The organism is Kribbella antiqua (assembly GCF_004345665.1).
Classification (GTDB): Bacteria; Actinomycetota; Actinomycetes; order Propionibacteriales; family Kribbellaceae; genus Kribbella; species Kribbella antiqua.
The window spans coordinates 1,148,411-1,161,684 of record NZ_SLWR01000001.1 but is presented as its reverse complement, the minus strand read 5'-3'; the positions used below and the strand labels follow the sequence as shown (position 1 = coordinate 1,161,684).

11 protein-coding genes are annotated in these 13,274 nt (G+C 68.5%); 8 read left to right on the top strand and 3 right to left on the bottom strand.

Features of this window, described 5'->3' with window-relative positions; translation table 11 throughout:
- Nucleotides 1–98 precede the first annotated feature (98 nt).
- The gene (locus EV646_RS05500) at nt 99–416 is read left to right on the top strand and encodes a hypothetical protein (protein WP_132144461.1); all 318 of its coding nucleotides are present in this window, start codon (nt 99–101) and stop codon (nt 414–416) included.
- 21 nt (nt 417–437) lie between these two features.
- Here EV646_RS05500 and EV646_RS05495 read toward each other — a convergent pair whose 3' ends face one another.
- A complete protein-coding gene (locus EV646_RS05495; protein ID WP_132144459.1) occupies nt 438–1,208 on the bottom strand; it encodes a carbon-nitrogen hydrolase family protein in 771 nt (256 codons plus the stop codon).
- A gap of 28 nt (nt 1,209–1,236) precedes the next feature.
- On the opposite strand from EV646_RS05495, the gene EV646_RS05490 reads away from it, so the two are divergent.
- The gene (locus EV646_RS05490; protein WP_132144457.1) at nt 1,237–1,875 is read left to right on the top strand and encodes a GntR family transcriptional regulator; all 639 of its coding nucleotides are present in this window, start codon (nt 1,237–1,239) and stop codon (nt 1,873–1,875) included.
- Here the strand turns inward: EV646_RS05490 and EV646_RS05485 are convergent.
- Nucleotides 1,862–3,154, bottom strand: coding sequence for an MFS transporter (locus EV646_RS05485; RefSeq protein WP_132144455.1), 1,293 nt, complete (start codon nt 3,152–3,154; stop codon nt 1,862–1,864). The genes EV646_RS05490 and EV646_RS05485 overlap by 14 nt on opposite strands.
- Before the next feature lie 94 nt (nt 3,155–3,248).
- Between EV646_RS05485 and EV646_RS05480 the strand changes: the two genes are divergently transcribed.
- On the top strand, nt 3,249–3,926 hold the full coding sequence (locus tag EV646_RS05480) for a DUF2848 domain-containing protein (protein WP_132144453.1): 678 nt from the start codon (nt 3,249–3,251) through the stop codon (nt 3,924–3,926).
- A 4-nt stretch (nt 3,927–3,930) separates the two neighbouring features.
- Complete coding sequence (locus tag EV646_RS05475; protein ID WP_132144451.1) at nt 3,931–4,263, top strand: cupin domain-containing protein; 333 nt, start codon at nt 3,931–3,933, stop codon at nt 4,261–4,263.
- Here the strand turns inward: EV646_RS05475 and EV646_RS05470 are convergent.
- Nucleotides 4,252–5,751: a leucyl aminopeptidase gene (locus EV646_RS05470; RefSeq protein ID WP_132144449.1), complete on the bottom strand. Its 1,500-nt coding sequence runs from the start codon at nt 5,749–5,751 to the stop codon at nt 4,252–4,254. The genes EV646_RS05475 and EV646_RS05470 overlap by 12 nt on opposite strands.
- A gap of 98 nt (nt 5,752–5,849) precedes the next feature.
- Here EV646_RS05470 and gcvT point away from each other — a divergent pair, with 98 nt between their 5' ends.
- The 4 genes from gcvT to EV646_RS05450 all read left to right on the top strand — a co-directional run bounded on the left by gcvT (nt 5,850) and on the right by EV646_RS05450 (nt 13,111).
- Complete coding sequence (gene gcvT / locus EV646_RS05465) at nt 5,850–6,956, top strand: glycine cleavage system aminomethyltransferase GcvT (protein WP_132144447.1); 1,107 nt, start codon at nt 5,850–5,852, stop codon at nt 6,954–6,956.
- A gap of 141 nt (nt 6,957–7,097) precedes the next feature.
- Nucleotides 7,098–9,938, top strand: coding sequence for an AfsR/SARP family transcriptional regulator (locus EV646_RS05460; RefSeq protein ID WP_132144445.1), 2,841 nt, complete (start codon nt 7,098–7,100; stop codon nt 9,936–9,938).
- Between the two features lie 366 nt (nt 9,939–10,304).
- On the top strand, nt 10,305–11,312 hold the full coding sequence (locus tag EV646_RS05455) for an ABC transporter permease (protein ID WP_132144443.1): 1,008 nt from the start codon (nt 10,305–10,307) through the stop codon (nt 11,310–11,312).
- Between the two features lie 41 nt (nt 11,313–11,353).
- Nucleotides 11,354–13,111: an ABC transporter substrate-binding protein gene (locus EV646_RS05450; RefSeq protein WP_132144441.1), complete on the top strand. Its 1,758-nt coding sequence runs from the start codon at nt 11,354–11,356 to the stop codon at nt 13,109–13,111.
- Nucleotides 13,112–13,274 lie beyond the last annotated feature (163 nt).

Sequence of the window (13,274 nt, the reverse complement as noted above, 5' to 3'; positions counted from 1 at the left end):
CAAGCCCCCGGGCCGGTTGGACGCGGCCCCTCGGCCCGGCCTCGTTCGTTATCAGCGCTTTCTGCCGGGAGTTGCCCGCATAGGGGACACTTACTTCCATGAAGTGGTTCGGTAGCCGGCAGAAGCCGGGCACGATGCGCCGGTCGGACACTCCTGACCAGGCGCACCTGCGGGAGTTCGCCCAGACCCGCCAGGGCGTCGAGGGGTTCGTCGAGCCGAAGACAGCGGTCACGGACTACACGCTGCTGCTGGTCGCCATCGACGGCGAATGGACCCGCCGCCGCGTCCCCTCGGTCGCGTGGGCGCACAAGTTCGCGAATAACCTGGGCATCCCCTCGTACGACGCCGCCGTGGTCGGCTACCCGCCACGCATGCGCGAGTACAACGCCCGCCTGAAGAAGAACGGCCTCGCCTAAGAGCCTTAGAGGCTGCGTGATCTAAAGGATGGGCACCCGGGCGCGGACAGCGGCAACGAGCTCGGTGTCGATCGTGCCGTGCAGGATCTCGGGCAGCGCCGACAGCCTGGTGTGGGTCTGGCCCAGGGGAGTGGTGAGGCTGCTCCGGCCGATGCCGAGCGGATCGGTGCCGACCGGCGGCACATAGGCCTGGTCGCACGCCAGCAGCCAGGCCTGCGCGTCCGCGGCCCGTGCGCGCGTCAGCAGATCCCACTGCTCCTCCTTCCCGGGGCCGGCACCCCATGACGCCGGTACGACGACCAGTTCCGCGCCGAGCCGTCCCAGCGACGTGAACTGATCGGCGAACCGCAGGTCGTAACAGGTCGCCAAGCCGACGGTCACCCCACCGAAGCCGAAGCTGACCAGCTCGTTGCCGGGAGCAACCAGATCCGATTCGCGCGAGCCGAAGGCGTCGTACAGATGGATCTTCCGGTACGACGCTTCGACGCCCGGCCCGGTCGCCAGCAACGTGTTGTGGACCCGCCCATCGTCAGCCGGCTCGAACAGCCCAGCGATGACGACGACGCCGAGATCCGCGGCGACCTTGCGCAGCCCGGTTGCGAACGGCCCGTCGAGCGGTTCGGCCACGGCGCGGAGGTCGCTGCCGAAGCAAGCCAGCGTTGCCTCGGGCAGCGCGACCAACTCGGCTCCGCCCTCGGCCGCACGTCGTACGGCGTCCACGGCGGCGGCAAGGTTGGCGTCAGGGGAAGGACCGGCGCTGAGCTGCGCGGCGGCGACTCGCAGAAGTGTCATCACAGCCTCCAAGATGTATACATAAGGTATGCGATTGAGTGGGGACTCCGGCCGGGATCGCGCCTACCAATACCTGCGGGGGACTGTACTCAGCGATCCCGCGGTGTCGGGCACGTTCATCAACGAGCAGGCGGTCGCGAACGAGGTCGGGATCTCCCGGACGCCGGTCCGCGAGGCGCTGCTGATGCTCGCCGCGGAGGACCTGGTCCAGTTGGTGCCGCATCGGGGTGCGTTCGTCGCGCCGGTGCCGGGGCGGGAGATCGCGGAGATGATGCAGGCCCGCGGCGTGATCGAGTGCTGGGCCGCGACCACCTCTCTCGCCGCCGGCGATGCTCCGGTCGAGGCGATGTCCGCCGTACTGGAGCAGCAGCGGTCGATTGTCGACAAGGGCGACGCGAAGGAATTCATCGAGCTGGACAGCCAGTTCCACGCGCTCCTGGTCGAGGCGGCCGGCAACTCGGTGCTCGGCCGGCTGTACGACAACCTGCGGGCCAAGCACGTGCTCCTCGGTGTCGTGGCTCTGCAGCGCAGCGCGACCCGGCGGCAAGAGGTCCTCGACGAGCACCAGGCCATCGTCGACGGTCTCGGTTCGGGACGGCCGGAGGTGGCCGAGAAAGCGATCCTCAGCCACCTCGACTCCACCGGCTCGCTGCTCATGCAGGGCTGACCGCAAGAGCCTCATCACGAACGGCGCGGCCAAGTCGCAAGCCCACCAAGGTGATCGAGCACGCCACCACGATGTACGCCGCGATCACATAACCCGTCCCGGCCTTCGCCAGGAAGTACGTGAACGCCAACGGAGCCAGCGCACCACCGATCACCCCAGCGAAGGTGTAGGCCAGCGACGACCCGGTGTACCGCAGCCGCGCGGTGAACTGCTCGGACACGAACGCCGCCTGCGGCCCGTACATCAGCGAGTGGAACACCAGCCCGATGATCACGCCCGGCAACACGGTCGCGAACGACGACGCCATCGCGAAGAACACCACGCTCCACACCGCGCCCCCGACCGCACCGATGGCATAGACCGTACGGCGCCCGTACCGATCGGAAAGCCAACCGGACAAGGGAATCAGCCCGACCTGGAACGCAGACCCGACCAGTACGGCGGTCACCGCCTGGCCGCGGCTCATGTCCAGCTCCTTGGTCGCGTACGTCAGCACGAACACCGCGAACATCGCGTACAGCACATCCGGCCCGACCCGAGCCAGGATCGCCGCGATCAGCGGCCGGGTCTGCGTCCGCAGCACCTCCGACACCGGCGCCGTCGGCCGATCGCCGCGCGCTTCCAGCTCCCGGAACACCGGCGTCTCCTCGAGCTTCGTCCGGATCAGCAGACCGAACGCCACGAGTACGGCGGACAGCAGGAAGGCGACCCGCCAGCCCCAGCTCAGGAACGCGTCCTCGGACAACGCACCGGCGAGCACGGCCAGTACGCCGTTCGCCATGAGCGTGCCCAGGGGCGGCCCGACCTGCGCGGCTGAAGCCCAGAAGCCTCGCTCACCCTCCTTGCTGAACTCACTGCTCAGCAGCACGGCTCCACCCCACTCGCCACCAACACCGACTCCCTGCGCGAAGCGGAGTGCGACCAGCAGCGTCGGCGCGAGCGCACCGGCGGACGCGTGCGTGGGCAGGAGACCGATGAAGAACGTGGCCACACCGATCAGCAGCAGCGTGGCGACCAGGACGCGCTTGCGGCCGATCACGTCACCGAGCCGGCCGAAGAAGATACCGCCGAGGGGCCGGGCGACGTACCCGACGGCGTACGTCGCGAAGGCCTGCAGCGTGCCGGTCAGTGGATCGCTGCCGGGGAAGAACAGATCGCCGAAGACGAGCGCGGCCGCGGAGCTGTAAACGGCGAAGTCGTACCACTCCAGCGACGTGCCGGACAGGCTGGCGGCGAAGGCCTTGTAGAGCCCTCGGCGTTCGGGTGGATTCGTGGACATCGGGGTGGACCTCCTTGGGGGGATGCTCCATACTCGTTGTATACGACGTGTTCACGCAAGCGCTGACTCGAACAAATCCGGAGGAATCCCACCGATGACCCAGACCCTGCGCTTCACCCTTCCCGACGGCAGTGAGCGAGAGGTCGCGGTCCGCTACGCCTTGAACGCGGGCTACGCAGGCCGCGACACCGAGCAGGTGCAGCATCACGTGGACGAGCTGGCCGAGCTCGGCGTAGCGGCTCCGCAGCGGATCCCGACGCTCTACCCGCTGTCCGCATCACTCGTCGGGCGGCCCGAGGTCGTCCAGGTGGCGCACGCCAAGACGTCGGGTGAGGCGGAGTGGGCGCTCGTCGTCGGCGCAGACGACTTGTTGCTGACCGCGGCGTGCGATCACACCGACCGCGCGCTCGAGGTGCATGGTGTTGCCTGGAGCAAGCAATCCGCGCCGGACCTGCTGGGCGACGTCGCCTGGCCGCTCAGCGAGATCGAGCACGAGCTGGACCAGTTCACGCTGAAGGCATGGGTCCAGCACGGCGAGACCGAGCAGCTGATCCAGGACGGCACCCTCGCGCAGCTCCTGCCGCCGTCGTACTGGCTCACCCAACTCGGTGAGCGCCTCGTCCCCGGCACGGTGCTCCTCAGCGGCACGATCCCGATGATTCCAGGCGTCGACCAGTTCGCCGACGCGTGGCGGGTTGAGCTCACGGATCCGCGTGGTGTCAGCAGTCGGATTGTCTACAATGTCGAACAACTCGCGCCGGCGTGGGACTGACAACATGAAGCAGCAGAGAGAGTTCATCGGCACAGAAGGTCTGCCGTGGGCCGAGGTCGGCGATGGGATCGCCGAAAAGATCCTGAGCCAGGATCCCGGCGACGGCACGCTGCTGACCCGGCTCGCCCGCTGGGCGCCCGGCACGACAGCGCCCGACGTCATCCGGCACGAGTACGTCGAAGAGGTCTACCTGCTCGAGGGCGAGCTGACCGATCTCACCCTCGGGCAGACGTTCGGCCCCGGCGACTACGCGTGCCGGCCGCCGGGCATGCCGCACGGTCCGTACCTCACGACCAGCGGCTGCACGATGCTGGAGATTCGCTACTCAGCTCGCTGAGGCGGCCAGCTCCACCAGGGTGCGTACGGCGTAACCGGTACCGCCGGCCGGGGTGTAGCCGCTGGCTCCGCCTTCGTTGAAGGCCGGGCCGGCCACGTCGAGGTGGACCCAATCGATGCCGTCAGCAACGAAGTCGCCGAGGAACGCGGCCGCGGCCAGAGCGCCGCCCCACGGTTCACCGGTGATGTTGGCCAGGTCCGCGACCTTCGAGTGCGAGCGCAGTTTCTCCAGCATTTCGGCCGGAATCGGCAGCGGCCACATCGCCTCACCCGCGGCGATGGCGGCGTCGACCACCCGGTCCCGGGCCGTGTCGGTGTTCGCGAACGCGCCGGCCACCTTGGTGCCCAGGGCAACGACACACGCTCCGGTCAGCGTCGCCACGTCGACGATCAGGTCCGGCTGGTCCTCCGACGCCCGGACCAGCGCGTCACCCAGGACGAGCCGGCCCTCGGCGTCCGTGTTCAGCACCTCGACCGTCTTCCCGCCGTACATGGTCAGTACGTCGGACGGGCGGGCCGCGGAGCCGGACGGCATGTTCTCGGCCATCGCGGCGTACGTCGTCACCTGGACCGGCAGGCCGAGCCGGGCGATGGCGACGGTCGCGCCGATCACCGCGGCGGCGCCGGCCATGTCGGCCTTCATGCTGATCATCCCGCTGGCAGTCTTGAGCGACAGACCGCCGGAGTCGAAGGTGATGCCCTTGCCGACGAACGCCAGGTGGGTGACCGGCTTCTTCGGTGCGTAGCTGATCCGGATCAGCCGCGGCGGGTTCGACGACCCCTGCCCGACGCCGAGGATGCCGCCGTACCCGCCCTTGGTCAGGGCCTTCTCGTCCAGCACCTCGACCTTGACGCCGTACTCCTTGCCGAGCTTGAGCGCGTGCGCGGCGAAGTCGGCCGGGTTCAGGTCCGACGGGGGCGTGTTCACCCAGTCCCGCACCTGGCGCACCGCGTCGGCGGTCACCTCGGCCCGCTCGAGCGCGGCCTTGGCCTCCTTGGTCCGGGCCAGGTCGGTCAGCACCGCCAGGTCGCCGGGCGCGTCAGTGGAGCCGTCCGAGGAGGACTTGTACGCCGTGAACGAGTAGCGGCCGAGCAGGGCGCCCTCGGCGATCGCCCGGATGCACTCGGCGTCCGGAGTCGGCAGCGCGAAGGCGACCGACTGCGTGGTCTTGGCGGCGCGGACGCCGGTGCCCGCCGCGGTGCGCAGGTCCTCGGTCTTCAGCGCACCGTCGGGCGCCGCACCGAGACCGACCGCGATCAGGTTGGCCGACTTGCCCGGCTTCGGCCCGGGCACCTTGGTCACCTCACCGGTCTTCCCGGTGGCGCCGAGGCCGGACAGCACCTCCACCAGCTTCCCGCCGTACGCGGCGTTCAGCGACTCGGTGCCGGCCGGCAGGGTGACGCCGCCGCCGAGTTTGACCACGCCGATGACCACGGCGTCGGTCCTGACACCGGCCGCATCGGACTTGCTCAGGGTGATGGTGCTCACGAAAACCTCAGTCCTCCTTGACCGGCAGGGCACACGGCCGGTCGTGACAGTACGTGAATGCTGCCTCCGCATGCTACGCGTCGGGTAAGTTCCGCTCCATGACCGAGTCGCCTGTTCTGAAGAAGTCGCCACTGCACGAGCGCCACGTCGCCCTTGGCGCCAAGTTCGCCGAGTTCGGCGGCTGGGAGATGCCCCTGGAGTACGGCGGCGTCGTCGCCGAGCACACCGCCGTACGGACGTCGGTCGGCGTCTTCGACGTCAGCCACCTCGGCAAGGCGACCGTCAAGGGTCCGGGCGCGGCGGCGTACGTCAACTCCTGCCTGACCAACGACCTCGGCAAGATCGGCCCGGGCCAGGCGCAGTACACGCTGTGCTGCAACGAGCGCGGGGGAGTGGTCGACGACTTGATCGCCTACCTGCACGCCGACGACGACGTCTTCCTGATCCCGAACGCGGCCAACACGGCCGAGGTGGTCCGGCTGCTCCAGGCCCAGGCGCCCGACGGCGTGGTGGTGACGAACACCCACGACGACTACGCGATTCTCGCGGTCCAGGGCACCAACAGCGACGACGTGGTGGCAGCGATCGGCCTGCCGACCGGGCACGACTACATGGCCTTCGCCACAGCCGAGTTCGCCGGTACGCCGGTAGTGGTCTGCCGCACCGGCTACACCGGCGAGCGGGGGTACGAGCTCGTCGTACCGAACCAGGCCGCGGTGGCGGTGTTCGACGCGTTGCTGGAGGCCGGAGCGTCGTACGGGATCGTCCCGGCCGGGCTGGGGGCACGGGACACGCTGCGGACCGAGATGGGGTACCCGCTGCATGGTCAGGACATCTCTCCGGACATCACGCCGGTGCAGGCGCGGTCCGGCTGGGCTGTGGGCTGGAAGAAGGAGCACTTCTGGGGTGACGAGGCGCTGCGGGCAGAGAAGGAGCGCGGCCCGGCCCGGATCCTGCGCGGTCTGCGAGCTGCCGGCCGGGGCATTCCGCGGCCGCACATGACCGTGCTGGACCAGTCCGGCACGGCGCTCGGCGAGGTCACCTCCGGGACCTTCTCGCCGACGCTGAAGAAGGGCATCGCGCTGGCTCTGCTCGACGCGACCGTGAAGGAAGGCGAGCAGGTGGCTGTCGACATCCGTGGCCGCCAGGAGCTGTTCGACGTCGTGAAGCCGCCGTTCGTCACCGTGCACGTCAGGGAAAGCTGAAGACTGGGCGGCAGACGCCGCCCAGCACAGCCTTAACCCCAGTCCCACGTCCGGATCATCGGCACTCCTCAGCTCAGGTTGGGCGGAGACCAGATCGTGGACGAGACCTGTTACCCAGCGCCTACCACTAAGCTGCGGTGCGTGGAGTTCCGGCTGCTGGGTCCCGTGCAGATCTGGTCGGGCGGCAAGCCGGTGGGGCTGCGGCGCCGGCAGGAGCGGCTGCTGCTCGCGGTGTTGTTGCTGGAGCCGGGTAAGGCGGTGCCCGCCGAACGCCTCGTCGACCTGCTGTGGCCCGAGGCGATGCCGGACAACCCAAAGCGGGCTCTGCAGGTCTATGTCTCCCGGCTGCGCTCGGTGCTCGCGCCGGATGTACGACTCACCAGCGGTTCAGAGGGGTACGCCGTACTCGGGCGGACCGACATCGAGGAGTTCACCGCTCTCGTCGCGCAGGCCCGTCGTACGGACGACCTGGAGCACCGCTCCAAGCTCCTCACGGACGCACTGGCGCTGTGGCGCGGCCCGGCCCTGGCGGACGTCACGACCGAGGACGTACGACGCCGGTTGTGCGCCGGGCTCGAGGAGTCGCGCTGGGCGGCCGAGGAGCTGCGGGTATCCACCGAGCTGGCGCTTGGCCACCATCTGGACCTACTGCCCGACCTGGCCCGGTTGACCGCTGCACAGCCGGCACGGGAGACGTTCGCGGCCGCCTCGATGCTCGCCCTGTACCGGTCCGGGCGCCAGGCGGACGCACTTACGGCGTACGCCGAGCTGGTCCGGCATCTCGACGAGGAGCTTGGCGTCGAGCCGGGTGCTGAGGTGCGCGAGCTCCAGGTTGCGATCCTGCGGCAGGACCCTTCTCTTGACGTCGTAGCCGAGACGCCGGTGCCCCGTGAGCTCCCGGCGGATGTGAGCGTCCTGGTCGGACGGGACGACGTACTGGTCGAGCTGGCCGAGGAACTGCTCACCAAGGTGCGGCCGCCCGGTGTGCCGGCAGTTGTCTGTCTGTACGGCGCTGCCGGGACGGGGAAGTCGGCGGCGGCTGTGCGGCTGGCGCATCAGTTGGCCGGCAAGTACCCGGACGGGCAGCTGTTCGCCAGGCTGCAGGACGTCAACGGGCAGGGGCTGGCGGCCCGGACAGTTCTCGGGCAGCTGCTGCGGTCGCTCGGTGTCGACGGGTCGGAGCTCCCAGAGTCCGTGGAGGCGCGGTCGGCGATGCTGCGGAGCCGCCTGGCGGACAAGAACGTGCTGCTGGTGTTCGACGACGCTCTGGACGCTGGACAGCTCCGGCCGCTGCTACCGGCCGGCGGCGGCTGTGGAGTCATCGTGACGTCGCGGCAGCCGCTTCTGGGGCTCGAGGACGCCGTACATCGCGAGCTTCGGCCGTTGCCCGATGAGACGAGTGCGGAGTTGCTGGGCGCGCTCTCGGGCCTGGGCGCAGACAAGGTGACGGAGGTCGTCCCACACTGTGCTGGGCTGCCGCTGGCGTTGCGCATCGTCGGTGCCCGGCTGGCGCTGATCCGCGAGGACGTCGGCGATGTGGTCAGGACGCTGGCCGACGAGTCACGGCGGCTCGACTACCTGGTGGCCGGCGATCGCGCCGTACGGGCGAGTCTCGACCTGAGCCTCAGCGTCGCCTCACCTGACGCCCGACAGCTCTTCGCCCGGCTGGCGCTGGTCGGCGCCGACGAGTTCGGCGCCTGGGTCTCGGCGCCGCTGCTCGACACCGACGAGTCGACCGCCGCACACGTCTTCGAGGGCCTCGTCTCGCTGGGCCTGGTCCAGCAACGCCGACTGCATCCACCCCGCTACGGCCTCCACGGCCTGGTCCGGTCCCGCGCCGCTGAGTTGTCAGGCCAGAGCGAGACAGCCGACGTCGAGCACCGCTACCTGGACACAGTCCTGCGCCTGGTGACGATCGCCGACGAGGAGATCGGCCAAATGCCCCCGACCATGGAGCTCGACAGTGGCGGCGGCATCGACCTGCCGGTGGCCGCGGCCTCGGCCGCCGAAGGCGCGGCGTGGCTCGATGTGGAGGCGCCAGTGGTTCGCGGGGCCGTCGAGCTGGCAGTCCGGCGCAACCCGCGCCTGGCCGGCATGCTGGCGGTGCGCTTCAACGGATACCTGACGGTTCGCGACGAGCGGGAGGTCCGCGAATCCGTCCTCCGAGCGGCCATCGAAGCCGCCGTACGGGCCGGCGAGGTGGAACTCGAGGCAGAGCTGAACCGCTGTCTGTTCGGGGCGATGGCCCAGGGCGGAGCCGCGGCGGAGGACCTGGCGGTGCAAGCGGACCGATGCCTCGATTCGGCGAGGCGCTCCGGTTCGTTGCCGCAGCGCATCTCGGCGCTCAACCAGGCCGGGTTCGCCGCGGGCGCGGCCGGCGACTACGAGCAGCAGCTGCGGCTCGGCGAGGAGATGCTCGCACTGGTCGATGCGAACCCCGGCAACGAGGAGTCCCGGCCCAGGGCCCTGGACGTGATCGGCGGGGCGCTGATCTTCCTCGGCCGGATCCGGGAAAGCCAGGCGCGCCGCAGGGAGGCGCGCGCGCTGGGTGCGGCCGGCACCCGGATTCGGGCCATCCGGTCGGTGCTGCTGGCCGAGACGTTGCTGGCCGACATCGATCTGGGCGCCTCGCACGTGCCCGAGCTGACCGCGATCCTCGGCGAGGCCCGGGAGATCGTCGAGCGGATCGGTGACGAGCTCGGCATCGCGCACGTCGACAACATCGAGGCCCAGCTGCTGATCCTCACCCGTCAGCTGGACAACGCCGAACGGCTCCTGGAGCACGCGGCCGAGATCCTCGGACGGCGTCCGGACGCGTCCGGCGCGTCCGCCAACGCGATCGGCCGGGCCCGGCTTGCCGCGGCGACCGGAAAGCCGGACGAAGCCCGGCGGATCCTGGCCACGGCGCTCGGCGATTCCCCACCGATCGACTACATCCGGTACGAGCTGAAGCACCAGCAGAAATTGCTGGGCCTGGCCTGAATGCGCTACGAAGTGTAACGGTCGCGATTCGTGACACTTACTCACCCTGTGTCATAAGTTGGCACAAAAAGGCCACTGACGGTGCTGTGCCGACGCGTTTTGCGAAGGATTGATCGCATTCAGTGATGACTGGGGGCAAATGTTCCGGTCTGGTACCCGTTCCGGTAACGATTTGTGCACTGGTGCCGGGCACCGCTGGTTTGGTGTCACAGTGTCAGGCAGGCTAGCGCGCGGTTGATGGGGGATCGCGGTGTCAAGGGGAATTTGACCCGAGCCCTCCACCCCAGCAATAGGCCCGGCCCGATCTACCCGATCGTGGCCGGACCACACGAACCGAATCTGGCTGACAGAGCTGACGGAGCGCGAATGACAATTGGTCAACCGGATGCCGCGGTCGGCGTCGAGGAACACCCGGCGTCGGCGGAACCGGCACGTGCGGGGACGATCGCCCACGGCAAGTCGCCGACCAGGATCGCGATGGACCGGCTCCGCAAGGACAAGGTCGCCGTGGTGTGCGCCTGCATCGTGCTGTTCTTCATTCTGATCGCGATCTTCGCGGGCGTGCTGACCAAGATCGAGGGGTCCGATATCCGCACCTTCCACCCGGACCTGGTGGACGCGTACGGGTTCCCGGTCAGCGGGCCGACCGCCTCGCACTGGTTCGGCGTCGAGCCGAAGACCGGCCGGGACAACTTCGCCCGCTGGGTGTACGGCGCGCGGCCGTCGCTGATCGTCGCGTTCGTCGCCACCCTGTTCGGCACTGTGGTCGGGGTCGTGATGGGCCTGCTGGCCGGCTTCCTCGGCGGCTGGGTCGACCGGGTCATCTCCTGGGTGGTCGACTTCGTCCTCAGCCTGCCGTACCTGCTGTTCGCGATCGCGATGGTTCCGATCGTCGAGCAGCTCCGGGGCGGCTCCTTCAACCTCAGCCCGGACCAGCAGGCCTCGACCCGGTTCTACGTGCTGATCTTCGTGCTCTCGTTCTTCGGCTGGGCCGGCCTGGCCCGGATCATCCGGGGCGAGGTGCTGTCCCTGCGCGAACGTGAATTCGTGCTGGCCGCCAAGGCGATCGGGGTGCCGACGCGGCAGGTGCTGTTCAAGGAACTGCTGCCGAACCTGGTCGCGCCGATCGTGATCTCGGCCTCGCTGGCACTACCGGCCTATGTGACCGCCGAAGCGGGACTGTCCTTCCTGGGCGTCGGCCTGATCGAGCCGGTCCCGTCCTGGGGCCAGACGATCTCGAACGCGACCAACTGGTTCAAGGCGGATCCCATCTACCTGTGGCTTCCGGTGCTGGGGATCACTGCCCTGGTCCTGGCATTGGCCCTCCTGGGCGACTCGGTACGAGACGCCTTCGACCCCAAGACCCGCCGGTAAGCCGGCGTTGCCCCGAGCGGCAGAAAAGGAGATACACGACAATGCAGTGGAAACGGATCACCGCGGTAGCGGCGACGGTCATGCTGGCCGCCGTGGCCTGCGGCAGCCCGTCGTCGAACAGCGGTAGCGGCACCAATACCGCTGGTGCGGGCGGCGCGCAGGAGAAGGCCACCGACGCAACCGCGAAGGGCCCGGCGGCGGAGCTGGAGGGCGCGAAGAAGGGCGGCACCATCACCGTGCTGTCCGACGTCACGCCGGACACCTTCGACCCGACCAACATCTACTACGTCGACGGTAACCAGATCGGCAAGCTGATGTACCGGGCGCTGACCCAGTACAAGCTGGACCCGAAGACGCTCAAGCCGATCCTGGTTCCGGACCTGGCCGAAGACCTCGGTACACCGTCCGCGGACGGCTTGACCTGGACGTTCAAGCTCAAGAAGAACATCAAGTACATGGACGGCACGCCGGTGAAGGCGGTCGACTACGCGTACGCGATCAAGCGCTCCTTCGCGCACGACCTGTACGACGCCGGACCGACGTACCAGATCCAGTTCTTCAAGGACGGCGAGACCTACAAGGGCCCGTACGGCCCGAACGGCGCGAACTACGCCGGGGTCGAGACGCCGGACGACTCGACGCTGGTGATTCACCTGGCGAAGAAGTTCAACGACCTTCCGTTCTACGCGGCGTTCCCGATGTTCACGCCGATCCCGCAGGCGAAGGACACCAAGAAGAATTACGAGCAGAAGCCGATGACGACCGGCCCGTACCAGGTCGCGTCGTACACCCCGGGTTCGGAGCTCAAGCTGACGAAGAACCCGAACTGGGACCCGAACACCGACCCGGTGCGCTACCAGTACCCGGACGCCTTCGACTTCAAGTTCGCCCAGGACACCCTGAAGGTGCAGCGGCAGGTCCTGGCCAGCTCCGGCCCGGACGCCAACGCGCTGAACTACAGCAACCTGGACGTCAGCCTTTACCCGGAGGTCAAGGACCAGAGCCAGATCGTGAAGGGCTTCGCGCCGTGCACGATCACCTGGCCGCTGGACACCCGGAAGATCCCCTTCGAGGTCCGCAAGCTGATCGCCAAGGCCTACCCGTTCGACTCCTGGCGCAAGGTCTCCGGCCAGGCTCCGGACAGCTCGATCCCGGCCTCGACGATCCTGCCGCCGGCCGTCCCGGGCTACGAGAAGTACGAACTGCCGGGCCTGGTCGGCACCGGTAAGGGTGCGGAGGACCCGGCCGTCGCGGCCGAGGTCAAGTCGGAGCTGGCCAAGCTGGGCAAGTCGAACTTCGAGCTCAGCTGGTACTACTCCAACGACGACCCGATCGCGCAGCAGGTCAACCAGCTGCGGACCCAGGTCTTCACCGCGGCCGGCTTCAAGGTCAAGGCGACCGGTGTGCCGAAGGCCAAGATCCGGACGCTGACCGGTGACCAGAACGCTCCGGTCAACATCGGCAAGACCCCGGCGGGCTGGTGCTCCGACTGGCCGTCCGGCACCAGCTGGTTCCCGGTCCTGTTCAAGTCCGACGCGATCGCGCTGGGCAACAGCATCGGCCAGCTGCAGGACAAGTCGCTGGACGCGGAGATCGACAAGGTCGCGGACATGAGCCCGGACCAGCAGCTGAAGGAATGGTCGAAGGTCGACAAGAAGATCCTGCAGGACTACCTGCCGGCGATTCCGCTGTACTACTCGGCCAGCGCCTTCCCGGTCGGGAAGAACATCGGCCACGCGGTCAACGACGTGACCCAGGGCATGCCCGAGTTCACCTCGTTGTACCTGAAGCAGCCGTGATCGGTTCGCTGACGGATCTGAGTTGATCTGAAGGCAGGGGTGGTGGGCGGGGGGGGGGCCGGCCCCCCCCCAAAAAAGTGTTGGTAAAAAAAAAGGTCTAAATTATGGCGGGGCCCCCGGGGAGGGCGGGCAAATTAGTTGAGGTAGGGCTGGTTTGGGCAAA